Genomic DNA, 26,991 nt, shown 5'->3' with positions numbered 1-26,991 from the left:
TACCTATGAAACAGCGTTTTACCCGAAAATTCAAGGCTTGGCTCCTGCCTGCCTCACTCCTATTGGCTTTTTTGATTCATTTTCCAGTTTTCGCCCAGGAAACACCGTTCAAAAAGGGTGTAAATCTTTCTAATTGGTTTCAGGCCAACAGCGCGCGGCAGATTTCCTTTTCCAGGTATACTAAGAAAGATTTCGAGCAGATTAAAAGCCTGGGTTGTGATGTCATCCGGTTACCCATCAACCTGCACGGCATGACCAAAGGTGCCCCGAACTATACCCTAGACCCGCTGTTTCTCTCCTTCTTGGACCAGGCCGTGACCTGGGCCGAGGAACTGGACCTGCACCTCATCCTGGACAACCACTCCTTTGATCCCCTGGATAATACGCAACCTTCAGTGGAGGGAATTCTGGAGAAAGTCTGGACCCAGATGGCGCAACACTACAAAGACCGCTCTGACAAGGTATACTTCGAGATCCTGAACGAGCCCCATGGTATCTCAGACGCGCAGTGGAACGCCATTCAAGGCCGCATCATCCAGGTTATCCGCCGGCACGATACCCGGCACACCTTAATAGTAGGCGCCACCAATTTCAACAGCTACCAGAACCTGGCCCAGGTGCCGGTGTACCCAGACAATAAACTGATCTACACCTTTCACTTCTACGATCCGTTTCTGTTCACCCACCAGGGAGCCACCTGGGTAGCTCCTTCGCTTTTGCCGCTGGCCAACATGCCGTTCCCATATCGGGCCCAGGACATGCCTGCCTTTCCGAACAGTTTGCGGGGTTCCTGGATGGAAGGCGCTTACAACAACTATGCGCAGGAAGGCACCGTAGCCAAGGTGAAACAACTCATTGACATTGCCGCGCAGTTTAAGGAAGCCCGGAAGGTGCCGGTGTACTGCGGAGAGTTTGGTGTTTTTCAGGACAACAGCCGAAACGAGGACCGGGTATTCTGGTACAATGAAGTGCGCCGCTACCTGGAGGAAAAGAAAATAGGCTGGACCAGTTGGGATTACCACGGAAGTTTCGGGTTGTTTACCAAAGGTGGCTCTGACCTGTTCCAGCACGACCTGAACGTGCCCTTGTTGCAGGCTTTAGGCTTTACCGTTCCTCCCCAAACGCCGTACGTAAAACAACCAGAGGGCAAAGGTTTTCCCATCTACACCGATTTTCTGGGCCAGAACATTCAGAACGGCAGTTTCGGCAACGGGCCTCTGGATTTTTATTTCGATCAGAAGCCTAACAACGGGCGCTACAGCCTGGCTTGGACCGGGGCCGAACAGTACAGCAGCATCGGGTTTGATTTTACCCCTGATAAAGACCTTTCCAAACTGAAGCAGGAGAATTACGCCGTTGATTTCCTTTTCCGGGGAACCGCACCGGCCGTAAGCTTTGACCTGCGGTTCATTGACACCAAAACCACTGACCCCTCTGATCATCCCTGGCGGTCTGGCATCACCATTACGCCGGAGCAGGTTCCTTTTGACGGGCGCTGGCACCATGTGCGCCTTCCGCTGAACTCGTTCACCGAGAAAGGCTCCTGGGACAATGCCTGGTTCAACCCCGAAGGCAAGTTTGACTGGACCAGCATCGATCGCCTGGAAATCACCGCTGAGCACGCTCCGCTTGGGCAAACCAAGCTCTGGTTCGATAACCTCGTGATTTCGGACCAGGATACCGCCAAAATCTATGACCCCTCTGTTTTCTCGGGGGCAGTGACGGGAGTACAAACCTCGCTTTCTTCAGCGGAAATAAAAGTGTATCCTAACCCAGCCGCCGGATTCCTGCTTCTGGAAACCACCCTACCCGGCACTCTCACCGCGGAGTTGCGCAACAGCGTGGGCACTCTGGTTTGCCGGGCCAGGTTCACCCGTAAACTTGAACTCTCCACGGCTTCGTTTGCGGCCGGGGCGTACTTTATAAAAGTCATACAACCCAACGGGCAGTTCATTACCCGCAAAGTCATGCTTCAGAGGTAAAGCCGAAGTTCAGGTCAAAGGTTAAACCTCATTTCGATCCACTTACCGCAGTTTCGTTTCAAGCCTGTTTTTCTAAAAAGGGGCTTGAAATTCCACCCTTTCCATAGGAAATAAAGGTGGGCTACCTCGTAACAATATCCTTAACAAAAAAAGGCCGGCCTGATGATTCAGGCCGGCCTTTCCGTTTATAAGCTGATTTCCTAGAAGTTGCTCATGTTCAAGCGACCACCAGTTACCACTTTTCCGGTTAGAGAAGAAGTAGGGGTTGCGCTGCTCAGGATAGCGTTCTTGATAGCTGCTGCCGTTGAACCTGGGTGAGAAGCGGCATATAAAGCTGCTGCACCGGTTACGTGCGGAGTTGCCATGGAAGTACCGCTGTAGTTTGAGTAAGAGTTATAGGCAGTAGTGGAGTAAATAGACTGGCCTGGGGCTCCAATGTGTACTGTTTTAGCGCCATAGTTTGAAAAAGTAGCTCTTCCACCTGATGAAGTAATGGCGGCAACCGCAATCACGTTTGGCAGGTTGAAGTTAGAAGGGTAGTTGGCTACGACATCGTTGTTGTCACCGCGTCCGTCGCTTCCACCGTTACCGGCAGCAGCAATGAACAGGATGTTTTTGGCATTGGCGCGTTTGATGGCGTCATACAGAGCCTGAGAGTAGCCACCGCCACCCCAAGAGTTGTTGCTGGCCACAATGTTGATGCCGTGACGGTTTTTAAGGTCGGTGAGGTAATCAAGGGCTTTTACTGCCTTAGCAGTGCTTCCGCCGTTTGGTCCCAGGAACTTGCAAACGATCATTTTCACGTTCCAGTTAATACCTACCACGCCAGAGTTGTTGTTTTTGGCACCAATGGTACCGGCTACGTGCGTTCCGTGGTCATCTTGGCCGCCAGTGGTTCCTCCGTCATACACAGAGTTGTTGTTCGCGTCGAAATCCCAACCGTTCACGTCATCAATGTATCCGTTACCGTCGTTATCTCTGCCGTCTTTCGGGTCGAAAGGGTTTACCCAGATTTGGCCTTGAAGGTCTGGGTGAGTAGTTTGCACCCCTTCGTCAATGATACCAATGGCCACCGAGGTAGAACCGGTATGGTTTTTAGCCCATGCTTCACCGGCCTGGCTGCCATACACGTTCTTAGGTGAAGTTAGATCACCGTACAGGCCCCAAAGTTGGCCGTTTGTGAAGAAAGGTTCTGTGGTGGTGGCTTGGTGGTGGTACACGTAGTTCGGCTCCACGAACTCCACTGACTCATGCTTCAGTTTGTTAATGGCATCAGCAGCAGCACCGGACACTTCTACCAAAGTAAGGGCTTCTTTCTTTCCTAACCGCTCAATGGCTTTGCTGTTGAGTTTCTCCTTGGCTTTACCGTGCACGCGGGCTAAAACCAATTCTTTGGCACTCTCAGATGTACCCTCTTTGAATTGGATCAACACCTCATTAGGCACAACTTCCTGGCCATCGATAAAGCGAGCATCCGCTTGCTGAGGTGCTACTGTCACTTCTTCGCTCTCCATTAACTGATCTGATTCACAGGCAGTCAAAAAAGAAACTGAAAACATTGTCGCGGCAACGGCAACCTTTCCGAATGTGAGTGATTTCTTCTTCATGATTGTTTGTAGGATGGATGAAAAATAGGAATAATCAATTACTTGACACTGCAAATGTATTCAATCAAAATTGGAAAACTACAAACTAATTTGAAACCAATATTCCTAAACCAACGTAAAAACACAATTTGCCTATTTACAATCAACTTGATTTTCCAAGTTCCTTCCTTCTTTTTTCCTCTTTCCTAGACCTTTACCAAGCATAGTATTCTTCTATATTAAGTTATATACCCTTTAAAATTTTCTTAAATTTTTTTTTATTTTTTTCTTCTCAATACCCTACACACCACCATTTTAGCCTTTTTGAAGCCTGCTTATACCTTCCTAATCCTTAATTAACCTCTCAAATCTTCAGAGTTCCTTTATTTCAGGTTGTTTGTTTTGAAGCGGCTACTTACAACATGTAAAATCCTGTATTTAAAACCTTAAATCCATTTTAATAAAAACAACACTTAAGAAGAAGATGAGATAATCACGTTTTTGCAATATTTTTACTTTTCCTTGCTTCTTATATTTTACAATTCTTTCTAACATTCACAATTAGACAGGTTCCAACGTTACAACTTGAAAGCCTAAGGATGCAAAAGCTTTTTAAGCCCGGTTTCTAAAACAAGGCTTTAAACCATAGTTTTCGGCAGGCACGACCTTAGCTGGAAGAATTTAGCTTTTCATTGCCCATCTTCGTGCCCCTTGATTTTCGTTAACAGGTTCTATGAACAGATTTTTCCCACAGGAGATTGCCCTTCAGGTGTTGCAAAAGATTCAGGACTTAGCGCTGCCCACGCACTATGATTATGAGAAACATCGATTGGTGCTGCTAGATGAAAAGAATAATGAGCAAGTCTATTTGCGGCTCCCTATCACCTTGCCTCCCCTGCAAAGCCTTACCTACCCTGATGAAGTAAGGGTTCATTATGTAGTTGTGCTTATTCAGGCTGGCAACTGCGCCATGGGGTATTTTGAAAACGGCGTGAACCTGGATCACAAAGTATTCAGGTCGTACATGGTCCGGAAAAAGCAAGGGAAAAGCCAGATCAAGTACCTGAAGACAAAAGGTAAATCGAGGGCGGGGTCACGGGTCCGGCTGGGGGAAACCGCGGAATTCTTCGAGAACATCAATGGCCGCCTTCAGGAATACTTTGAAGAGCACCCAATAGACCGTATCGCACTGAGTTGCTCTAAAACCCTGCTCCCTTACCTGTATGATTCTAAAATACCTACCCCCTTCGATAAACGGGACGAACGGATCTTAAAAATCCCCAAACACGTGCACACCCCCATCTACCAGGTTTTATTAGACACTAACCGGTTCCTCACTCGGGGCGAACTCATTTACGACCCCAAGCACCAGGAATTGTTAAACCAACTTCTTCCCAAGGATACCCTGTTTTTGGAGGAGGAAGAGGATTTTAGCTCAGACGAGGAAGCTGAAGATTGATTTTATTTTTAGCGGTATGATTAAGTCAGGATAATATTCTTTTCACCTTAACCCTTATAAAGCGAGGAGAGGAAAACAAAAATCTCACCCCAAGCACAAACCAAAACCTACAACAATTTATCAAGCAGAAATGGCCAGAACGGCAACGTGGTGTCACTTTTTACTGCAGAAAAGGCTGTCTGAGCGTCAGCGAGTTTCTTTTCTGCTTAATTCTTTTAGTTAGGTTGAGCATCAAGGATCAACCTGACAAACGCGCGCACACGGCGACTCCAGCCCCGGAGTTTGTAAAAAGGGAGCAGAAAGTCAGTACCCATACAAGAGGTTTGAGGCTATCGCCTCACTGATTTGCAAAACTCAGCCCGTGGTAGGTCCAAGTTACAGATTTGAACCATGGTAATTAAAACCCCTTGAAAAAAGGTATCAGCAGCAGAAGAAGCCATCCCCCTATTCCCTTCAAAGGGGACATGTGCTTAAGATCGTTGGTGAGCTATTAAGGTTATTATATACTAGTAGAATAGAAATTTGAAGAAAATCAACTCTCTTCTACAACCATTTCTTTCTTTTAAAATACCAAAGAAACGCCAAAGAAGAAAGCACCATCATACCCAGGGCGAAAGGATAACCCGCCACCCAGCGGAGTTCCGGCATAAAGTTGAAGTTCATGCCGTAGATGCTGGCAATTAAGGTAGGCGGCATAAACACGACGGTCATCACCGTGAAAATCTTGATGACCTGGTTTTGCTCGATGTTCACTAAACCAAGAAAGGTATTCTGCAGGTACTCCAGGCGTTCAAAGCTGAATTGGGTGTGCTGCAGGAGCGAGTTGATGTCTTTGATGATGGTGCGGAGCCGTTCTTTCTCGGGTTCTTCCACAGCGTAACTGCGGAGCAAGGAAGACACCAGCCGCTGTTTGTCCACGATGCTCTCCCTGATGAGGATGGTGTTTTCCTGGAGTTCGGTGATTCTAATCAGGATTTCCTCTTCAATGGATTGCTCTTTCACCAGGCGCTTACTCACCACATTGGTGGTGCGGGTAAGGAGCTCGATAAAGTCTGCGTCGTAGTCAATCTGAGTTTCCAGGAGGAGCAGCCAGATCTGGAAGGCTTTGGTGGTGGTACTCCGGAAGGTTTTCAATTTACGTACCGTTTCCCCAAAAGACTTCATTTCTGTGCGGCGCAGGGTGAAGAGGATCTCGTTCTTTAAGATAAAAGAAACCTGCCGAGTAATATAGGAACCCTCCTGGTGCATGACAAAGGCACTGTTGGCCTCAAAGATGTTGTCATCTTCAAAGTAGCGGGAAGAACTCTCAATCTCGGCGGCTTCCTGTTGGGTGAAAAACTCAATCCCGAACTCCTCTTCCACCAGCCGTTGCTCATGGTCGGTGGGTGACTGCAAATCAACCCAGATAATGCGCCCTTTCTCCTCGGTATGAAAATTCTCGGGATTCTTCTCCCAATAGATCTCTCCTCCTTTTATATAGAAGCCTCTAATCATCGCTGCTGTTCTAGTATGTGCCTCACCCCTCGGAATACCTGGTCAGAGCGTCTGCTCCTGCTGCAAACTTATAGATTTTTGTTTGCAAGCTGACTATTTCGCGTTCGCATCTATCGCATAGAAAGAGTGGAAACAAGCGGTACATTCTTACCTGAACTGGGAAAAATTGGTTGCCTTATAGGACTTTCTTCGTTTTAGAACTCAGCGCGTAATTGGTTTCCACCTCTGCAATAAGGCCTTACTCCTTCTTATTAAAGCTTAAAACCAGAATTTATAAAGGGACAAAAGGAATTGAAACAATGCTAACAAAGCGTATTATCAAACAACAACTCCTACTCAATTAGTTTTTATCCTAATTCATTAGGATTACTCCTAACTTATTAGTAGACTTGTTTAAATATTTACTTTTATGCAGAAACTAGGGAAAAGGGAAGAACAGATCATGCAGATCATCTGGCAACTGGAGAAAGCCTTTATCAAGGATATCATTGATTTGCTACCAGAGCCGAAACCGCACTACAACACCGTGGCCACGATGGTGAAGATCCTGAACGAGAAAGGATTCCTGAGTTCAGAGAAAGTGGGCAATACCTTGCAGTACACGCCCATGGTTCCGCTGGCCGAGTACCGCACCCAAGATGTGGCCAGTATTAAGAAGAAGTACTTCGGGGGCTCTTTCTCCAAGATGATTACCCATTTTGCGAAGGAAGAGAACCTTTCCGATGCAGAACTAGACGAGCTAATCCAGATCATCAAATCTAAAAAAACTTCTTAACCTCAGAAGCCATGATAGAATACCTCCTCAAAGTTTCTTTCGTGATTGGCGTGGTTTTCCTGTTCTACAAAAGCGTACTGCAGCAGGAAAGCTTTTTCACCACCAATCGGTTGTACCTGCTGGGCGGCATTGCGCTGGCGTTTGCTCTGCCCTTTGTCACACTACCTAAGTTGGTCAGCAATCAAGGGGTGATTTCTGAGGTCTTCAAACAAACAAGGGTAGCCGAGGCAGAAGCCACCCAGTTTCTGGATACTTCTCCCAAAACAGCCCCAAAAAGCATTTCTGATCCTAAAGGAACCTCATCAGTCAATCAGGCTTCAAGACCGGAGGAAGTAGTAAGTTCCAACCTTTCCACTCCCTCTTCTAATACTTCATTCGTAGAGGAGGCGGCTCCCACTACCTGGATCTTTTGGTTGGTGTTGCTGTATTTGTTTGGAGTAGGCGTCTGCACCCTGAACCTGGTCTTTCAGATAGCCGGAACCCTTTGGAAAGCCTTCCGGAGCCAGGACAAAATTGAGGAGAAAGAATTCGTCATTGTGAATGTAGAAAGCAAGCAGGCCCCCTGCTCCTTTTTCAAGTACATCTTCATTCACCCCGACAGCTACGATTTTGACACCTATGAACAGATCATCGCCCATGAAAAAATACACGTGCGCCAGGGCCATACCCTTGATTTGCTATTGGCCGAGGTAGCCGTGGTTCTGCTGTGGTTCAACCCGCTTATGTGGTCTTTCAAAAAAGAAGTTGAAAAGAACCTGGAGTACCAAACAGATGCTTTGCTGCTGGAGAAAGAGCAGGTAAGTAAAACCCAATACCAGTTAAACCTCTTACAGATTGCCTGCCCTAACAAGCCCTTGTCCATTACCACCAACTATAATCAGTCACTACTAAAACAAAGGATTTTCATGATGAACGCTAAAAAATCTACCCCACACGCATTCTGGAAGTACACCTTTCTGGCTCCTTTGTTTTTCGGGACGCTATTGCTCTTGAACGAACCAGCGACCAGCCAGGGCATCCTGGAAGATGTTTCAGACACTTACACTGCGGTATCCGCCCGAATGCCACAGGTAGGTCCCGCGCCCCAGGCAGTTCCAGGTCCAAAACCAGCTGAATTACCAAAGCAGGCTCAAACACCACCTTCCTTCTTAGCGGAACCCGGCCAAACTCCTCCACCACTTCCAGGTAACCCAGGCGATCCGGGCGCACCGGGGAACATGCTACCCACTCCCCCCAAACAGAGGAGAGGGATGAATTTCCAATTCCACACCGACATGTCGCAGGGATATTGGTACAGCCATGCCACGCAAAACGAATACTGCATTGAGCTGAAAGGCAATCAAAACAACTCCAACTGGAACATCAACCGTTGCTACCCCAAAAATGCCTTCACCAAACAAAGTGATAACGTGTTCGTGCTAACCCGAGAATCTGGCTCTCTTCAACTCACAGGCAACCTCTCTGAGGAGGTTAGCCAGGGAAAATACTTTTTCAAAGAAGATGGCTCCTTTAAAAGCTATTTGACCAAACAAGGCATCAACTACGCAGAAGACAATTTCCTTTTCCACCTGTTCTTAGCCGATGTAAATAAAAAGTACATTGATTTTCTGAAGTCTAACTACCAGGAAGTGGAAGGAGAACGCCTGATGGAACTGGCTATTCACGGCGTCACCCTGGAGGCTTATCAAGGCTACCTTACCCTTTTCAAAAAGAATAGCGATAAAAAACCTTCCATGGAAGAGGTAATCAATGCCAGGATCCACGGAATCACCCAGGAATATGTCCAGCAACTTCAAGAATTGGGTTACAAAGACCTGCCCCTGAATAAAATGATGGAAGCCAAAATCCACGGGGTGACTCCTGCATTTGTTGAGGGCTTACGGAAAGCAGGCTTTGACAAACTTTCCCTGGACAAAGTGATCCAAGCAAAGATCCACGGGATCACTCCGGCTTATCTCTCTGAGGTAAAATCACTTGGGTTCGGAGACCTTTCCCTGGATAAATCCATTGAGTTGAAAATACACGACGTTAATGCAGCCTACATCCAGAACCTGAAATCGGCGGGGTACGGCAATCTAACGTTAGACAAAATTGTGAATGCCAAAATCCATGGAGTTACCGCCCAAACCGTGAAAGACATGGAATCTTACGGGTTTAAAGGCCTTACCTTGGACAAAGTCATGGAAGCCAAAATCCACGGCGTCAACAAAGCTTACCTGGATGACCTAGCCGAAGCCGGTTTTAAGAACCTGGAGGTAGACAAAGCCATCGAAGCTAAAATCCACGGCGTCACAAACGACTTCATCAAACAAGCCCGCAAAGATGGCTACAACCTGAAAACCCTGGACGAATACATCAACGTCAAAATCATGGGCATGGCCCGCCGCTCACGTAAGAACTAAGGACAAAGAAGTTTGATCAGAAAAGGATTCTTCTTTTTTGCCATGTTTAAAAAAAAGGCCCTAAAACAAAGATGATGTGCTGGGTAAGGCTTGATTTATATTTCGTCCTTATTCGTAAAGAATTTTAAATGAACTCTGCGGCAGGTCGGGACTAAGGCCAACCATGAGGCCGAGGCACGGCCTGCCGCACGGTAGAACAGTCCAAGCTGCAACAACCTACGTGGTCGATGAAACAGAAGACAGCAACGAGGTGGTACATTGAGGCGTAAAAAGCCTGTCTGAGCATCAGCGCGCTTCATTTCTTCTTGATTCTTTTGGTTCGGATGAGCATCAAGGATCAACCTGACAAACCCAAGCAGGAAGCTACTCCAGCCCTGAGGCTTGGTAAGAAGGAAATGGAAGGTAAAGGTTTATAGCTAACCGGAGAGGCACTCAGGGTCGTTGGTGAGAACACCAACAACGGCGGAAAAGACCTATAAAGTGATTTTGAGGCTGTCGCCTCATTGAAGTTTCAAACTTCAGTTCATGGTAGGTCCAAGTCTCAGACTTGAACCATGGATTCCGGGTCTTGAATCATCCCCCTACCCCCTTCAAAGGTGTACGTGCGTTTAAGATACCTTTTCGGAAAAGAAGCCGGTAAAGAACATTAACATTAAAAAATATAAAAGCCTCTAACCTGATGAAAGGAAATTATGGTTTAGACCTTATTTCCAAAAAACAGCCCTAAAACAAATACCAATACCACAAACCAATTCCTCATTTCATAAAGCCAACCCTACCTACCACCAACTCCTTAAACCTAGCTTTTTTACAAAATATTTTCGGCTCGCGTGCAACGGTTGAATTTTCCCGGTGTCTTTAGAATACAAATCCCGGATCTCCACAAAACTTAGTTAACCTTACTTCTTGCTCTATGAAAAAAAGAACCCTCTTTTTGCTGGGACAGCTATGCCTATGCCTGTACTTTTCGGCGGGGGCTTGGGCTCAGGTCAATCCGGCCACACCTGTGGCGACAGCGCCAAAGGGACCTGGAAAGATCTCAGGGGTGGTCACTGATTCACTGACCGGTAAACCGGTGGAATACACCACCGTTTCCTTACTGCAGAAGGGGTCCAAAAAATCGGTTGACGGTACCCTAACCGATGCCCGCGGCAACTTTTCGTTTACGGGAGTATTGCCGGGAGAGTACAGCCTTCTGTTCAGCTTCATTGGGTATGAGTCCCGGACAAGGCACGGCATTGTGGTGTCAGAGCAAGCACCGGAAGTGGTCGTGGGGAAAGTCATTTTGAATGCGGCCACCACCAAACTGAAGGAAGTGACGGTAGAGGGATTACGGCCCACCATTACCCAGGAAGCCGATAAAATGGTGGTCAGTGTGGAGGGAACGGCATTGGCTGCCGGCAGGACGGCCTATGATGTACTCGCCCGGGCTCCGGGGGTCTTCATTGACCAGGAAGGGAATATCCAACTCAACGGGCGTGCCGGGGTGACGGTGATGCTGGACGGCAAACTCACCTACCTGGCGGCTCGGGATTTACGCACCTTACTGGAGGGCATGCCCGCTGAAAACCTCAAGAACATTGAGATCATCGCCAACCCCTCGGCTAAGTTTGACGCCGAAGGTGCCTCCGGAATCCTCAACATCAACCTGAAGAAAAACGAAATCCGGGGTATGAACGGGAGCCTGTATGCGGGGTACAACTACAACGGATACCAGCATGCGTATTCCTCAGGGGCCTCGCTCAACTACAAAACAGGCAAGTGGAACACCTTCCTTACCTTGGACCAGGCCCGTCGTACCTTTGGGCGGCAAGCCACTTTTACCAGGGTGTTTTATGGCGAAGAACAAACCACGTACTTTGACCAGGTGGCTTACGGGAACACCGAAGTACAGGGTCCGCCCAGCGTACGGGTAGGCTCAGATTATGACCTCACCGAGAAGCACAGCATTGGCGTAATGGGGTATTTCGTGACCAATACCCTGCACGGCGATTTTCTGACCGATACTTACCTGGGGAATGCGCCCAGCCAAGCCAACCGGTACATAGATGCCAACAACTTCAACACAAACAAATTCACCAACTACACCGGCAACGTGCATTACCGGGGAAAACTGGATACCGCTGGCACTACCCTTTCCGCTGATCTGGATCTGGTGAAAATCACTAACCGAGGCTATGCCAACTTTTACAACAAATTTGTAGACCTGACCGGTACCACCGCCGATTCTCTGGACTATCTGTACACCGATACTCCCAACGGGTACAACATCTACGCCGGGAAAGTAGATTACTCCCATCCGTATGCCAAGGGCAAAAAGTTTGAGGTGGGTTTGAAAGCCAGCCGGGTTGAGGCAGACAATGACTCCCGGTTCTTTTTCAACAACGCTGAGGCCCTGGAATTAGACCTCAGAAGAACAAACCATTTCCTTTATGATGAAAATATTTACGCAGGTTACGTGAACTGGAGCAGCAAATTTGGGGAACGGTACACTGTGCAGGCTGGTTTACGGGCCGAGCACACCATGTCTACCGGAGAGTCGGTTACTACGGGTCAGAAAACCAATAGAGAGTACCTCAGCCTTTTCCCCAGCCTTTTTGTGCAGCAGAAAATGAGCGAAAATTACCAGGTCAACTACAGCTACAGCCGCCGCCTGCAACGGCCCAATTATGGCAACCTGAACCCTTTCCTGGCTTACCGTGACCCGTACACCTATTGGCAAGGGAACCCGTTTTTGCGGCCGCAGTACACGCACGCCATCGGGGTGACGCAGACTTACAAAAAGGACTACAGCCTAGCCCTCAATTACCAGATCATCAAAGACAACATGGCCGAGTTGGCCCTGCTGGATGTACAAAGACTAACCACCGTTTATACCATCGGGAATGTGGACGACGCCTATAACTTAAGCGCCAACCTCAATGTGCCGGTGAAAATCATGAAGAACTGGGATACCCAAAATTCCATGCTGGTGTCTTACAACAAATACAAAGTAGTGCTCAACCAAGAGATGGCCACCAACGACCAGGTGCATTACCAGATCCAATCAACGAACAACATCCTGCTTCCGCGGAGCGTGAAACTAGAAGTGAATACCGGCTACCGGGGACCAGCCGCTTACGGGATTTACCGGGTAGCCAGTCAATGGTGGTTTAACGTGGGGGTAAAGAAAAGCTTCCTGGATGATAAACTGGCCCTCTCTGTAAATGTCAATGACATTTTCAAAGGCATGCGGGTGAAGATTTCCACCGTAGGCCGGAACGTGCACGAGTTTGACCAGTATTTCAGGGCTCGCAGCGTGGGCATTAACCTCCGTTATAATTTCAGCCGGGGCGAAAAATTTGATCCCAAACGACAGAACAACAACCTGGAAGAGCTTAACCGTACCTAAGGCTCACCCCTTTATTACCTATTTCACAGAACCCTGCCCCACTCGCTTTTTTTATGAAGACGAAGATGGGCAGGGTTCTGTCTTTTTTCTTACCTATTCCTTTTACAAGCAATGTCATTGCTCCTGAGCATGTTTTAACTTCTTTCAAACTGGGCATATCCATTCCGCTGCAGGATTCGTTTCTGGAAGACGGATCAGGGCCAACTTCTAGGGGCATAGATGGCACGGCTTTTGTCGCCGACTCTCTGGGGTTGAAGATGTCCTGAAAAATCCTCCATATCCTCCTTCCGCCGGATGGTAAAACCTAAGTTGGGAAAGAGGGATAAACCTTATATTGCAGCATGTTTGCAAATGAACTTCGGCTGGGAAACATCGTCTTGGAAGCAGGGAAACCTGTTGCCCTGGACGTACCCAGGTTAATCTCTATCCTGAAAGGCAACGGTGCCCCTTTTACTCCAATGCCCCTGACCGAAGAATGGCTTTCCGGCGCCTCCTACAATGCCCTTGAACATGAATTCACTTTTCCCGAATTAAGCCAGTGGGCCCTAGACCCTGAGTACAAAGAGATTGTCTTCAACGGGGGGTACATTGCCACCAGTGCCCCGGTAGAATACGTGCACCAGCTCCAGAACTTCTTCTTCGTGATGACGGGTGAAGAACTCAATTTACCCCTGGAAGCCTTCCAGAGAACTTCTTCCTCCTCCTGAGCCTCCTTCGGCGTTTTAAACCTGATTTCTTAAAACCACCGCTAAAACGATTCTTTCTCTCTGCTGTAATCTTGGGACGAAACTAGTGCCGGGCAGCCTTTTCTGCTTCTTGTAAACCTTCTTCCGTGAACCGGCAAAACAAGGTCATATCAGGCGCGTGGTCAATCTGCACCAGTTTCTTCACCTGCAAGTCCCGAATCTCCTGTTCTATTTCGCCTAAAGAAAGCCCAGGCGTTTGGGCCGAAATGGCAGCCGCATCCATAGGCCAACCGGTTTTACTTTCCTGATCTTTCACCAGCGCATACATTGCTTTCAGAATTCTGCTTTCCTTTGCCATAGATCCTTATTTTTAGTCTTCTTCTTCTAAACTGCCGGTAAAGCTTTAGGCTCTAGCCAACTTTCAGGGTGTACGGAGAAAGAAAAAAGAAGGACTACGAACCAACCAATCCATTATAAAACCAAGGACTAGTCACCCGTTAAAAGCCTCTGGGTTTAGGGCCTGTTTTTAAGAAAACAGGCCCTAAACCCAGAGGCTTTTAAAATTAAATTTCGAATGGAAAGGCTGGTAGAAAGACTTTCAGAAAGCAGGATCAATCCATCCGGAGGTTTTTCACGGGGTTGAGGGTGGCGGCTCTCAGGGCTTGGTAACTTACGGTGAGGAAAGCGACCACGCCAGCCAGGATTACGGCAGCCCCAAACACCCACAACGGAATGTCAATGCGATATGCGAAATCCTGCAGCCACTTGCTCATGGCGTACCAAGCCAAAGGCATGGCAATCACCGCCGCAATCAAAACAAGTTTCAGGAACTCTTTGGACAGCAAGGCCACGATGGACGAGGTCTCCGCACCCAGAATCTTCCGGATGCCGATCTCTTTTTTCCGGCGCTCAGCCGCGTAAGCCGCCAACCCGAATAAGCCCAGACAGCCCACGAAGATGGCCATGCCGGTAAAGATCCAGAGCAGGGTTTTCAGCTTGTCCTCAGATTTGTACATCACCTCAAAGTTGTCATCCATGAACTTGTATTCAATAGGATACTCGGGTGAGAAATCATCCCAGACGTTTTTCACGTGCGCGATTGCCCCGGCCACGTTGCTGCTTTTCAGCTTAACGGCCACCTTCCAGTTGGCTCCCGGGAAAATCTGCAGAATGGTGGGGTCCATTTTGTCAAAAAGGCTCTTAAAATGGAAATCTTTCACTACACCAACTACTTCGCCTTTCTTGGTAGAATCTTTCCTTGTCGCTCCCCAGATGGGCCATTCCATTTTTTGGCCCAAAGCCTTCTGCGGGGTTTCAAATCCCAGCTCCTTCACGGCGGTTTCATTGATCACGAACGCGGCGTCTTTGTCGGTGGGGAAATCCTTAGACAAGCCCCTACCTGCTACTAACTTCAAGCCAAGGGTATTGATGTAGTCATAGTCTACCATGAGGTGGGTAACTGAGTGGTTCACCCGCTCCCCGTTCCTGGTGATATAGATCCCGTCGCCGGCCGTGGCATCGCCCGGGAACCCGTACCCGATGGACACGCTGGCAATGTTGGGGTTTTTTAGCAACTCGGTTTTAAAGGTTTCATAGTTTTGGTACATGTTGTCACCGCGCATCTCAAAGAACATGATCTGGTCTTTGTTGAACCCAAGGTCTTTGTTGTGCAGGAAACTCACCTGCTGGTACACCACCACGGCGCAGATGATAAGGAACACCGACAAAGAGAACTGCAGCACAATAAGGCTGTGGCGCAACCAGGGCGTTTTACCCGGACCACCATCACTCACCAATGCGCCTTTGAGAACGCTCACCGGCTTGAAGTTCGCCAGCACCAAAGCCGGATAAAGCCCCGCCAAAATACCCACCACCAGCAACAGACTTAACAGCAACAGAACCAAACCCGGGCTGTTAAAGACATTGAACGACATTTCCTTCTCAGTGAAGGCATTCAAAGAAGGCAACAGCAAAGACGTGAGCGCTGCCGCGAACACCACGCTGATGAACGTCAGCAGCAAGGTTTCGCCCAGAAACTGCAGCATCAACTGCCCGCGGCTGGCACCGATGGTTTTGCGCACCCCTACTTCTTTGGCCCGCTGCAGGGATTTGGCCGTGGCTAGGTTCACGAAGTTAAAGCAGGCAATGACCAGGATGAAAACGGCAATCACGCTCAGCGCTTTCACATAAGTGATATTGCCTCGGTAGGACTGGTCAAATTTGAAACTGGCGGAGTACAGGTGTACCTCCCGCAGGGGCTGCAGGGCCGGAGTGTATTTAAAGGGTTTATGTGTCTCCTCGTCAATCTGCTTTCTGACTTGGGCCTGGAACTTGGAAAGCAACAGGGCGGGATCAGCACCTTTCTTCAACTTAACATAAGTATAGAACTGTTGCCATCCCCAGCTTTTCATGCGTTCCGGGTCAAGCTGCATCCGGGCGATGTTTACTACGAAATTGACCGGCAGGTGAAACTTAGGGTTGCTTTCAAATACCCCTTTTACCAGGTAGGATTCCTTGTCAATGGAAATTTTCTTGCCAACCGGGTCTGAATCACCGAATACTCTGCTGGAGAATTTATCTGAGATCACCACTGACGCGGGATCATCCAGCACTTTTTCGGGTGAGCCAAAGATAAATTTGAGCGGAAACACCTGGAAAAAAGTGGGGTCTGAAACCAGCCCGCCCTTTTCATAGATGCGTTTGTCACCAGCCTCCACCAAACTCTTCCCTTCCCAGGGCTGCATAATGATGCGCAACACTGTCTCGGCCTCCGGAAAGTTCTCCTGAATGGTAGTACCAAACATAGGCGGCACGCAGGTGATCTGGTCAGTAGACTCATCAGACTGCACATTGTTGTACACCCGGTAAACGCGGTCGCCTTCGGGCAAGAATTTGTCATACTGCAGCTCATCGTACACAAACAAACCCAGCAGCAGGCAGGCCGTCAGACCTAGGGCCAACCCGGCAATATTGATGAAGCTGAAACCTTTGTACCGTAACAGGTTACGGTAGGCTATCTTAAAGTAATTCTGGAACATATCCTTGGATTTTAAACTGTTCTTTTTCTTTAGTTTTATTAAAGGATCTTGGCAGGCAAAATCCTGCTTTACTCCACCCTTATATTCCTGACTGGGTTCGTAGTCGCCGCTTTAATGGCATGGAAACTGACTGTCACAAAGGCGATGGCAGCAGCCACGGTTCCGGCGGCCAGAAAGGCCCAAACCGGGATCTCTATTCGGTAGGCAAAATCCTGCAGCCATCTCTGCATGGCGTACCACGCCAACGGAAAGGCAACAATTGCGGCTACCGCAATGAGTTTCATGAATTCTTTATTGAGCAAAGCCACAATGGCCATGACATCAGCCCCCAGGATCTTCCTGATACCAATCTCTTTTTTCCGGCGCTCAGCGGCGTAGGCAGCCAAGCCAAACAGCCCCAAGCAGGCGATAAAAATAGCCACGGAAGTGAAGATGGTCAGCAAGGATTTGAGTTTATCTTCTGCCTGGTACATATGAGCAAAGCTTTCATCCATAAAGACAAATTCAATGGGATAATCAGGCGAGAACCGGTCCCAGACAGCTTTCACATCTTGGATGGACTGGGCCATTCCCGCGCTCTTGAGCTTCACGGCAACTTTGCCGTAAGCATTGGGATAAATCTGCAGCACGGCCGGTTCTACTTTCTCATAGAGGCTCTTGAAATGGAAGTCTTTCACCACACCAATCACCTTGCCTTCTTTGACTGAATCTGGGTTGGCCCAGGTATTCCAGAGCAGGGTTTTGCCCAAGGCTTGTTCCGGGGTTCCCAAGCCATATTCCCGGGCGGCGGTCTCGTTGATGAGGAAGGCTTTGTCCTGGTCAGTGGGGTTGTTTCGGGAGAAATTACGGCCGGCGGCCAGGTCCAGTCCAAGCACCTTCAGGTAGTCATAATCCACCATCATCTGGGTGGCGTACCCTTCCCGAGTCTCTCCGCCGTCCTGCACTTTCATGGGCCCGTTCCCAAAAGAATCACCCGGAAAACCGTAGCCCACCGAAACGCCTGACACGCCTGGTAGCCGCAGCAGCTCGTTTTTAAACGTCTCATAGTTCTCCTTCATCTTATCGCCTCGCAGGGAGAAGAACATGATTTGCTCTTTGTTAAAGCCTAGCTCCTTGTTGTGCAGGAAATTAACCTGGGTATTCACCACCACGGCGCTGATGATGAGTAAAACCGAAAGGGAGAACTGCACCACCAATAATCCGTGCCGCAGCCAGGGCGTTCTATTGCCGCTGCCGTGGCTGACGATGGCACCTTTCAAAACCTTTACCGGTTTAAAAGCCGAGAGAAAGAGCGCTGGGTAAAAACCCGCCAGTACTCCCACCGCTAACGTCATGGCGAACAGTAACACCAGCAGGGAAGGGTCCTGGAAGATATTGAAGCTGATGCTTTTGCCGGTAAACACGTTCAGGGAAGGCAGAAAAAGCGAAGTCAGTGCCGAGGCGAAGATGATACTAATGAAGGTCAACAGGATGGTTTCGCCTAGGAATAGCAGGATCAATTGACCCCGGCTGGCGCCGATGGTTTTGCGCACGCCCACTTCTTTGGCCCTCTGCAGCGATTTAGCCGTGGCTAAGTTCACGAAGTTAAAGCAGGCGATGATCAGAATGAAAACCCCGATGATGCTCAAAGTATTCACGTAAGTAATGTTGCCTTTCTGCGCCATGTCATACTCAAAATCGGCGGCGTGCAGGTGGATTTGATGCAGCGACTGAAAGAATGGCAGGTAAGGAGAGCCGGCCTCGTTGAGGATGGGCGGTGCTTTCTGGGCTACAAACTTCTGGAACTTGGTTTCCAGGGCCTTGGCATCAGCGCCTTTCACCAGCTTCACGTAATTGTTGATTCCGTACCAGGTCCAGCTGTGCATCTGGTCCTCAGGGATCTGGGCGGCCGCCAAAGGCAATACATAGTTGATGGGCAGGTGAAATTTGGGATTGTTCTCAAACACACCCTTCACCTGATAAGACTCTTTGCTCATCTGCAGCACCTTGCCCACGGGGTTCGCCTCCCTAAAAAACTTTCGGGCCATCTCCCTTGAGATCACAATGGAACCAGGGTCTTTCAAAGCTCCATTTGCGGAACCATATTGAAAGGCAAGCGGGAAAAAATCAAAGAAAGTGGGCTCGGCCATAATGCCGCCCGTTTCATAGAGTTTCTGGTCTCCGGCCTCAAACAGGAATTTGGATTGCAGGATATTGAGGATCCGGAGGGTTTTCTCCACCTCGGGGAACTCCTGCTGCAAGGTGGTGGCAAACATGGGCGGCGTGGTGGCCACGTTGCTGCCGGTACTTTTGTAATAAACGCGGTAGACGCGCTCCCCTTCCGGGATAAACTTGTCATACTGGAGCTCATCATAGACAAAAAGGCCAATGAGCAGGCAGGCCGTGAGCCCCAGCGCCAGGCCAACAATATTGATAAAGGAGAAGCCTTTGTGTCGCACCAGGGTCCGGTAAGCAACTAAGAGGTAATTCTTGAACATATCAGCGGAGTTAAACTTTCTAAGGAACTAGGGTCTGCTTGGCCTGGTCGGCCATTACCTCAGACAAGATGGTCTTGCCATCCAGCATCCGGATGATGCGGTGGCTAAAGCGGGCATCATGCTCAGAGTGCGTGACCATGACAATGGTGGTACCCTGCCGATTAAGTTCAGACAACAGATCCATCACTTCGTTTCCGTTGGAAGAATCAAGGTTACCGGTGGGTTCATCGGCGAGCAGCAAGTGGGGATTGTTGACCACCGCCCGGGCCACGGCCACCCGCTGCTGCTGTCCGCCCGAGAGTTGTTGCGGGTAATGGTTCATGCGGTGGGTGATCTGCACTTTCTCCAGCACCTCCTCCACCCTCTGGCGGCGCTCTGGGTTTTTCACGCCCAGATAGATCAAAGGCAGCTCCACGTTTTCAAACACGGTAAGTTCGTCAATCAAATTAAAGCTTTGAAACACAAAACCAATGTTCCGCTTGCGCAAATCGGCGCGTTGGCGCTCAGAGAACCGGGCTACTTCGGTCCCGTTGAACAGGAGACTGCCGGTGTCGGGGTCGTCCAGCAAACCCAGCAGGTTCAGCAAGGTAGATTTTCCGCAGCCCGAGGGCCCCATCACCGCCACAAATTCGCCTCTTTTCACCTCCAGGCTTACTTTGTTTAGGGCGGTGGTATGCACCTCGTCGGTTCGGTACACTTTCTCTAGGTTTTTGATCTGTATCATAGGTCTGGGTTTGGCTGGGGGACAGCTCTCCAAACACACATCAAATGCCAAAACCGGTACTTCCTGTTTTTCAATCACTTATCAAAAAACAGCCTCTAAACGACGTGCAGATTCGCTCCCAATGTGTGCGATTTCGCACGTGGTGTCACTTTACAAACAGGTAAAAACATTCGTTTTCAGGCAGTTGTAAGAATGGCATAATTATCGTTTTTTCGTCTGACAGAAAGCACCCTCCGGAAAATACCTTAAACCGGAAATCAAAATCGCCTTTATTCTTCCCTCCTGCTTTTAAGCCGATTTACCTAAAATGGCTCTAAAACTAAAGAACGGCGGAAAGGAGGCTAAGAAGAACCTTTGTATCAACCTTGAGAAGACACCTACCCTTTAGCACCTGATAGCTTATGCAATTAAAGAAAGCGACCGTTTTGGTGATTGATGATGACCCCGATGTGCTGACCGCGGTGCGCCTGCTGCTGAGGCCGCAGGTAAAGGAGATTGTGGTAGAGAAAAACCCCGAGAACATTCCGGCCTTGCTCAAGCAGCATACCTTTGACGTGATTCTGCTGGACATGAACTTCGCCTCTTCCATTAACACCGGAAACGAAGGAATTTTCTGGCTGAAGGAAATTAAACGGCTTAAATCTGGAGCGGCAGTCATTATGATCACAGCTTATGGCGACATTGACCTGGCCATCCGGTCGTTGAAAGAAGGAGCTTATGATTTTGTGGTGAAGCCCTGGCACAATGAGAAACTCTTAACCACGCTTCAGGAAGCCGTCAGCGGAAAAGAGAAAACGGCTGTCTCGGCACAGGGCAAAAGCTCTTCCGGTGCCATTGGTCCTGAACTGCTAGGTGAATCTGAGGCCATGCAGGACATCTTCTACAAGATAAAAAAAGTAGCACCCACAGATGCCAACATCCTCATCCTGGGGGAGAACGGCACCGGAAAAGAACTCATTGCCAAAGCCCTGCACCAGTATTCCCAGCGAGCCAGTCAGCCGTTTATTAAAGTGGACGTTGGCGCTTTGACCGAGTCCTTGTTTGAGAGTGAGTTGTTCGGGCACAAAAAAGGCGCCTTCACCGATGCCCGCGAAGAACGCGCCGGGCGCTTTGAGGCGGCCCACAAAGGCACCATATTTCTGGACGAAATCGGCAATATCTCCCTGCAACAACAGGCCAAACTGCTGAGTGTGCTGCAGAACCGGCAAGTGATTCGGGTGGGGTCTAATGAGCCCATCAACGTGGATGTGCGCTTGCTGTGCGCCACCAACGTATCGCTTAACGATCTGGCCAGCGATGCCCGCTTCCGGAAGGATTTGATTTACCGCATCAACACCGTGGAGATTGTGGTGCCGCCCCTTCGGCAGCGCGGCAATGATGTCATTCTGCTAGCCAGGCACTACATTCAGGTGTATTCAGAGAAATACCTCAAGCCTCCGCTGGAGCTTACTTCCAGAGCCGTTGAGAAGCTGAAAAGCTACTCTTTTCCGGGAAACGTGCGGGAATTGCAGTACGCCATTGAACGCGCCGTGATCATGGCCGATGACCACGCCCTGGATGGCAAGGACATCATCTTTTCTCCTATTGAAACCGCACCGGCAGCGGCTATCCAACCTACCGCCACCAACCTGGAGGAATTGGAGAAGGCCACTATCATCAGGGTACTGGAGAAACACAATGGGGTCATGACCAAAGCCGCTAAAGAGCTGGGAATTACCCGCACGGCCCTGTACCGGAGATTAGGAAAGTATGAACTTTAAGAACTTTGAAGGAAAGCTGCTTTTGCGGGTGTTCCTGCTGCTGGTTTCCCTAAGTCTGCCATCTTTGTTCATTTTTAAGGGCTGGGCCGAGGCGCTGGTTTTTCTGGTGCCGCTGCTGCTGTACCAGGTGTACGAATTGTATCAGTTCCTGAAAAAGGCCCAGGAAGAGCTTAACCTGTTCATAGAAGCCATTCAATACCGCGATTTTTCCCGCTACTTCAGTGAGAAATCTTCCTCACCTCAGTTACAACACCTCCGCAAGGGGTTCAACCAGATCAACACCACTTTTAAGACCATCAACCAGGAAAAAGAAACCCAGCACCAGCACCTGCAGCGCATTTTGGAGTTGGTAGACACCGGTATTATGTCTTATGACCTGGACAGCGGCGAGGTGGTCTTGATGAACGAATCCCTGAAAAAGCTCCTGCAGATGCCTTTTCTGAAGCAGGTGCACGCGCTGCAGAAAAGAGATCCCAGTCTGTACAAAGAGGTCATGGACCTTCCGCCCGGCCACCCCAAGATTGCCCTGATTCAGACGCCCAGCCTGGAGCGGAGCACCTACAAGTTCATGCTGTCGGCCACGGTGTTTTTGAACGAAGGGCGGCGGTACAAATTGGTGGCGTTTCAGAACGTGAACGATGCCCTGGAAGAGACCGAGTCCCAGGCCTGGCAGAAACTGTTGAACGTGATGACGCACGAGATCATGAACTCCATTGCCCCTATCTCCTCGCTAGCCGATACCCTTAAAAACCGCCTGCAGGAAACTGTGGCAACGGGCGTCTCTTCCACTGATCTGGAGGATTTAGAAGAAGGAATCGGCACTATTAAATACCGAAGCCAGGGTTTGCTGAAGTTCGCGCAGACGTACCGGAACCTGAGCAAGATCACGCAACTGAACCAGGAAAAGATCCACATTCAGGACATTTTCGCTAACCTGAAAAGACTCATGCTTCCCTCACTGGCCCAGAAGAACATCCGCCTGAACCTGCTGCTGCACGACCAGGATTTAATCCTGGAGGCCGACCCAAACCTGCTGGATCAGGTTCTGATAAACCTGTTGGTCAATGCCGTGGATGCGGTGAAAGAACAACCCGAACCTGAGATTTCCCTGGCGGCTTATGCTGCCACAGATGGCAAGGTGGTGATCAAGGTCTCGGATAATGGCATGGGCATGTCTAAGGAAGTGCAGGAAAAAATCTTCATCCCGTTTTTCAGCAGCAAGAAAAACGGCAGCGGTATTGGGTTGAGTTTGTGTAAACAGATCATCATGCTCCACAAAGGCACCATCCAGGTTCAGTCTGAAGAAGGAAAAGGAACCACGTTTACCTTGCTTTTTAAGTAAAACAGACCTAAAACGCCCCTACCAACTATTTATTGAAAAGCCGTTTAGAGCCTGCTTTCCTTAAAACAGGCTCTAAACGGCTTTTCAATAACATTCCTTTTTCCGGGAAGACTTGATTTTATGGCCTAAATAAAACGCACTAGTTACTCCAACTTCGGCTCCGGTCCTCTGAAGGCATCCTTCTTAGCCACAGCGGGAAGTTTCACCGGACGTCCTTCTTTTGCCGATTGGTAGATGGCTTCCATGATGCGGTGGTCCTGCAAGCCTTCTTCGCCGGGCGTAAACGGGGCGATGTTTTTCATGACGCATTCAGAAAAGTGGTCCATCTCGGTGGCGAACTGGTTTTTGTGGGCGATGTCTACGTCTTCTTTCCGGACAATTTTACCGTCTGCGCGGGAGGTTTTCATCTGCTGGCCGGTGTAGGAGAAAGCGGGGTCCATGTTGATCCAGCCACGTTCACAGAGCACGCGGTACCGACGGCTCTCGTGGGTGTCATAGTGTGTGCCGCAATTCGCGACAATGCCGTTGGAGAACTTCATTTGCCAGGACATCATCTCTTCCACTTCCTTGAACAGCGGATCACCCGGCGTGCTGTACTGGTAGCCGAAAACCTCAGTGGGTTCTTCGCCCAGCAAAAACCGCAGGGTGTTCAGGCAGTACAAACCAATATCGGGCAGAGCCCCGCCCCCGGCAAGGGCTTTCTTGTGCCGCCAGTGTTCTGGGTTGGCCGAGCTTTGGGTATTGAAGGCTTCTATGAACTTTACGTCGCCAAATTTCTTGTCGCGCACCAGTTCGCGCACGTGCCGGTTGTAAGGTTCGTATTGGATGCGATAGGCCACCATGAGTTTCTTATTCGCTTTCCGGCAGGCATCAATCATGGCCTGGCATTCAGCGGAGGAATTGGCCATGGGCTTTTCGCAGAGGATGTGTTTTCCGGCCTTGGCTCCTCTGATGGTGTATTCAGCGTGTAAGGCGTTGGGCAGCACGATGTAAATGACCTGTACCTCGGGGTTGTCTTTCAGTTGGTCGTAGGTCTCGTAGCTGTAACAGTTCTCGGGTTTGATGCCGTACTGCTGGGCCACTTTGCGCATCTTCTCCGGGCTGCCGCTCACCAGGGCCACCGGCTTAGATTTCTTGCACTGCCCAAAGGCGGGCAACAGTTCCTCCAAAGTCAGGTGCCCCAAGCCTACCAAGGCATAACCCACCCGCTGATCAGGCGGAAGCGGGGTTGGCGTGGGTCCCGACTGCCGGTCGGCGTCTGATTTCCAGGCTTCCAGTTTGATGGGCTCCTCCTGTTCTGAGGGCACCTGCGCCGGGGGCGATACCGCGGGCAGTTTGGGCACCGTTTGTCCGTTGGGAGCCGTCATTCCTCCGCCTGATGCAGCTGTAGCAGCGTTGGCGCCCGAAGCGGCTTCTGAGGATTTGCAGGAAGCCATGAGCCCTCCTACGATGCCGGCCGCCAGGCCTTTGCCCGTAAGGTGCAGAAAGCTTTTCCGGCTTACCGGTTGGGTGAATTCCTGGGGAACCAGGGTAAAAAGTCTGTCTAGGGGGAACATACCATTTGGGTTAAAGGATACAGAAGTACGCCTGCCTTCCTGACAGACTTCTCTTCTAAACCCTTCTGTTTTGGAAATGTTTTTGAAAAAGAACCCCTTAAATGGAACAGGGATCCATCTTAATTCCTTGCCTGCAAAACCTAGAGGCGTTTCATAGCCTTTTTCAGAAAAGAGTTCCTTAACAGAAAATGCTGTTTGCCACTTTGGATGGAAGACTAACTACTCCCCCTATCTTACTTTCTAAACACCAACCGCCCCATAGCCAGCAATCCCAGCAATGGCCCGATGGCCAGGAACAGAAACCAATACGTAGGAGCCACTGTATTCTGTATGCTGCGCAGAAACTGGATACTCACAATGGTGATGGCAAAGCCGAGAGAATTAACTATGGTAAGTGCGGTACCTTTGGCCGGGGCCGGGGCGTTCTGCGCTACCAGCGTAGAGAACTGCGGTGAATCCATGGCAGCGGCCAATCCCCACACCAGCAGCAAGCCCAAAAACGGAGCCACGTTGAGCTGAATCAACCAAGGCGAAAGCAAACAGCAGACAAAGGAAGTGGCCAAGGCAGCAAATGCCGTTCTCCCGCTTCCTATGCTGCCGGACAGGTACCCTCCGGTAACGCAACCCACGGCCCCCATACCAATGATGAAAAAGGAATGCAATGGATTGTTCAGCGTGGTATCTGGATGGGTTTCGGTATAGAAAGCCAGGATCACGGGCACAAAGGCCCAAAAGGTGTACAGTTCCCACATGTGCCCGAAGTACCCGAAAGCGGCGGCCCTGAACTCCTTTTGCTTGAAAATTTGAAAAAAGGCTTTGAAATCTGGTTGGCTGCTTCGGCTTCTGAATGGACCATCTGGCACCAGCAGAAACAACCCCAAACCGCCCAACACAGCCAATCCTGAGGTTGCCCAAATCACATACCGCCACGGCAGCCCTTCGGTTAGGCTTTTGAGCAAATGCGGAAACGCTGTGCCCAACACCAAGGCCCCCACCAGGAACCCCAGCGCTTTACCCAATCCTTTCTGATGGTAATCTGCGGCGATCTTCATGCCTACAGGGTAAATACCGGCCAGACAGAAGCCCGTGAGAAACCTAGATAGCAGCAACGTAGAAAACCCCTCGGCCCATAGCAAACTAAGGTTAAACCCCGCCCCTGCTATGGCGCAAACCAGAAATACCTTTGACGGCGAGAAACGGTCTGAAATGGTGAAAACGGCAAACACCAGCGTGCCCAGAATAAAGCCTAACTGCACCGCCGAGGTGAGATGGCTTAGGGAACTAGCTTCTAAATGGAATTGCGGTATAAGATTAGGAAGCACCGCGTTACCCGCAAACCATAGTGAGGTGCAGGCAAATTGAGCCAGAACGATGGTGGGTAGAATGTGCTTTGAGGATGAATAAGAGCTTTTTTCCAATTGAAAAATTGGTGTTTAAAATTCGAAACTAATGGCTTTGAACTTTATAAGGTGGTAAAATAAGGAAAAGTATATGATGGTTGTTACACTTTTAAAAACTTGTAATCTATTCGCTTATTATTAACGGTCTCGTGTAAACAACTAGCAAGGCCGTCGGCTAACGATGGCGTTTACAAAGTGTGGGCAATAGTTATTTTTTATTCCACATTCTGTCCACTACTTTGAGTAGAGTGGTTCTGTTTTTTCTGTCCTTAATAAATTGGGGAAGTTTTGCGGACATTGTCATTCCGCTTCGTTCCCTTAAATCAGCAGAGATATAGTTTTTAAGGTAGTTTAGATGGTCAAAGTTGAAAGCCCATAGAATATTCCCTTTGACTTCTTCTTGAAGCCAAAGTTCAACTCCAAATATTGGGTCTTTGGCCCCAACTTGATTTGAATAGAAAACTTTATGAGATTCATTTCTTGGCTTATGCTTTTCGGTATCTCCACAGTGTTCGCATTTAACTGTCAGATATTCTTTTTTCTCTTTTAGATTCGGAATTGTTCTACTAATTTCTTTTCCACAATTGGAGCAATTCTTTTTTAATTCAAGACGATATCGAATTAACTCACTTTGATTTATTGTCAATCCACAGTTAGGGCAATGTATTTCTGAATTATCATTAAAAAACCATTGAAAAACGCTTCTGTCATTTTTCAAAAATGCTCTTTTACTACATGAAGGACATTTCACAAGAGTATCTTTTGACCAATTTGAAATATCTTGGTCAGAATCTTTAAATATGTTTTGTTCTCTTGTGTCCATATTAATTATTGCCAACGTACTTGGCTTTGCAGCGGCCAGGAGACTTACTTGTTGATCCTGCCTGCCTAGAAGGACAAGTTTAGGTAGGTACTGCAT

Annotated in this window: 18 protein-coding genes; 8 read left to right on the top strand and 10 right to left on the bottom strand. The window is 49.1% G+C overall.

The genetic code is table 11. The features are described from left to right. Nucleotides 1–5: 5 nt before the first annotated feature. The gene (locus EFB08_RS11640) at nucleotides 6–1,982 is read left to right on the top strand and encodes a cellulase family glycosylhydrolase (protein WP_123127145.1); all 1,977 of its coding nucleotides are present in this window, start codon (nucleotides 6–8) and stop codon (nucleotides 1,980–1,982) included. Between the two features lie 200 nt (nucleotides 1,983–2,182). Here the strand turns inward: EFB08_RS11640 and EFB08_RS11635 are convergent, their stop codons facing one another. Next, nucleotides 2,183–3,589 carry a S8 family peptidase gene (locus EFB08_RS11635; RefSeq protein WP_227006308.1) on the bottom strand — a complete coding sequence of 469 codons (1,407 nt, stop codon included), beginning with the start codon at nucleotides 3,587–3,589 and terminating at the stop codon, nucleotides 2,183–2,185. Nucleotides 3,590–4,301: 712 nt separating this feature from the next. On the opposite strand from EFB08_RS11635, the gene EFB08_RS11630 reads away from it, so the two are divergent. Then, on the top strand, nucleotides 4,302–5,027 hold the full coding sequence (locus EFB08_RS11630) for a hypothetical protein (protein WP_165864870.1): 726 nt from the start codon (nucleotides 4,302–4,304) through the stop codon (nucleotides 5,025–5,027). Between the two features lie 543 nt (nucleotides 5,028–5,570). Here the strand turns inward: EFB08_RS11630 and corA are convergent. Further along, a complete protein-coding gene (gene corA, locus EFB08_RS11625; RefSeq protein ID WP_123127143.1) occupies nucleotides 5,571–6,521 on the bottom strand; it encodes a magnesium/cobalt transporter CorA in 951 nt (316 codons plus the stop codon). Nucleotides 6,522–6,930: 409 nt separating this feature from the next. Here corA and EFB08_RS11620 point away from each other — a divergent pair, with 409 nt between their 5' ends. From EFB08_RS11620 to EFB08_RS11610, 3 genes are all read left to right on the top strand, one after another. After that, nucleotides 6,931–7,296, top strand: coding sequence for a BlaI/MecI/CopY family transcriptional regulator (locus EFB08_RS11620; protein WP_123127142.1), 366 nt, complete (start codon nucleotides 6,931–6,933; stop codon nucleotides 7,294–7,296). Nucleotides 7,297–7,307: 11 nt separating this feature from the next. Beyond that, a complete protein-coding gene (locus tag EFB08_RS11615) occupies nucleotides 7,308–9,698 on the top strand; it encodes a M56 family metallopeptidase (RefSeq protein WP_123127141.1) in 2,391 nt (796 codons plus the stop codon). Between the two features lie 913 nt (nucleotides 9,699–10,611). After that, nucleotides 10,612–13,089, top strand: a complete 2,478-nt coding sequence (locus tag EFB08_RS11610; RefSeq protein WP_123127140.1) for an outer membrane beta-barrel family protein — start codon at nucleotides 10,612–10,614, stop codon at nucleotides 13,087–13,089. Here the strand turns inward: EFB08_RS11610 and EFB08_RS23345 are convergent. Continuing rightward, nucleotides 13,076–13,306, bottom strand: coding sequence for a hypothetical protein (locus EFB08_RS23345; protein WP_125077718.1), 231 nt, complete (start codon nucleotides 13,304–13,306; stop codon nucleotides 13,076–13,078). The two genes, EFB08_RS11610 and EFB08_RS23345, sit on opposite strands and share 14 nt — an antisense overlap. A 124-nt stretch (nucleotides 13,307–13,430) precedes the next feature. Here EFB08_RS23345 and EFB08_RS11600 point away from each other — a divergent pair, with 124 nt between their 5' ends. Further along, the gene (locus tag EFB08_RS11600; protein WP_123127138.1) at nucleotides 13,431–13,796 is read left to right on the top strand and encodes a hypothetical protein; all 366 of its coding nucleotides are present in this window, start codon (nucleotides 13,431–13,433) and stop codon (nucleotides 13,794–13,796) included. Nucleotides 13,797–13,878: 82 nt separating this feature from the next. Here the strand turns inward: EFB08_RS11600 and EFB08_RS11595 are convergent, their stop codons facing one another. The 4 genes from EFB08_RS11595 to EFB08_RS11580 all read right to left on the bottom strand — a co-directional run bounded on the left by EFB08_RS11595 (nucleotide 13,879) and on the right by EFB08_RS11580 (nucleotide 20,014). Further along, nucleotides 13,879–14,133 (bottom strand): hypothetical protein, encoded by a 255-nt coding sequence (locus tag EFB08_RS11595; RefSeq protein WP_123127137.1) that lies wholly within the window; start codon nucleotides 14,131–14,133, stop codon nucleotides 13,879–13,881. Nucleotides 14,134–14,386: 253 nt separating this feature from the next. Continuing rightward, nucleotides 14,387–16,813 carry an FtsX-like permease family protein gene (locus tag EFB08_RS11590; RefSeq protein ID WP_123127136.1) on the bottom strand — a complete coding sequence of 809 codons (2,427 nt, stop codon included), beginning with the start codon at nucleotides 16,811–16,813 and terminating at the stop codon, nucleotides 14,387–14,389. A 68-nt stretch (nucleotides 16,814–16,881) separates the two neighbouring features. Then, a complete protein-coding gene (locus EFB08_RS11585) occupies nucleotides 16,882–19,290 on the bottom strand; it encodes an ABC transporter permease (RefSeq protein ID WP_123127135.1) in 2,409 nt (802 codons plus the stop codon). Nucleotides 19,291–19,309: 19 nt separating this feature from the next. Further along, a complete protein-coding gene (locus EFB08_RS11580) occupies nucleotides 19,310–20,014 on the bottom strand; it encodes an ABC transporter ATP-binding protein (RefSeq protein WP_123127134.1) in 705 nt (234 codons plus the stop codon). Between the two features lie 401 nt (nucleotides 20,015–20,415). Here EFB08_RS11580 and EFB08_RS11575 point away from each other — a divergent pair, with 401 nt between their 5' ends. Both EFB08_RS11575 and EFB08_RS11570 read left to right on the top strand, forming a co-directional pair. Continuing rightward, nucleotides 20,416–21,774 (top strand): sigma-54-dependent transcriptional regulator, encoded by a 1,359-nt coding sequence (locus EFB08_RS11575; protein ID WP_123127133.1) that lies wholly within the window; start codon nucleotides 20,416–20,418, stop codon nucleotides 21,772–21,774. Then, nucleotides 21,764–23,116, top strand: a complete 1,353-nt coding sequence (locus EFB08_RS11570; RefSeq protein ID WP_123127132.1) for a sensor histidine kinase — start codon at nucleotides 21,764–21,766, stop codon at nucleotides 23,114–23,116. Before EFB08_RS11575 ends, EFB08_RS11570 begins: the two co-directional genes overlap by 11 nt. A gap of 143 nt (nucleotides 23,117–23,259) precedes the next feature. Here the strand turns inward: EFB08_RS11570 and EFB08_RS11565 are convergent, their stop codons facing one another. The 3 genes from EFB08_RS11565 to EFB08_RS23510 form a co-directional block, all read right to left on the bottom strand. Continuing rightward, nucleotides 23,260–24,672 carry a Gfo/Idh/MocA family protein gene (locus EFB08_RS11565; RefSeq protein WP_123127131.1) on the bottom strand — a complete coding sequence of 471 codons (1,413 nt, stop codon included), beginning with the start codon at nucleotides 24,670–24,672 and terminating at the stop codon, nucleotides 23,260–23,262. A 233-nt stretch (nucleotides 24,673–24,905) separates the two neighbouring features. Then, on the bottom strand, nucleotides 24,906–26,090 hold the full coding sequence (locus tag EFB08_RS11560; protein WP_193553968.1) for an MFS transporter: 1,185 nt from the start codon (nucleotides 26,088–26,090) through the stop codon (nucleotides 24,906–24,908). 190 nt (nucleotides 26,091–26,280) lie between these two features. After that, on the bottom strand, nucleotides 26,281–26,991 hold a 711-nt coding region (locus EFB08_RS23510), incomplete at its 5' end, for a hypothetical protein (RefSeq protein WP_123127130.1).

Origin of the sequence: Rufibacter latericius, from assembly GCF_003721515.1 — a bacterium.
GTDB classification, from domain to species: domain Bacteria; phylum Bacteroidota; class Bacteroidia; order Cytophagales; family Hymenobacteraceae; genus Nibribacter; species Nibribacter latericius.
Note: the sequence above shows the minus strand (reverse complement) of the source record. Positions and strands in the feature narration are given on the sequence as shown.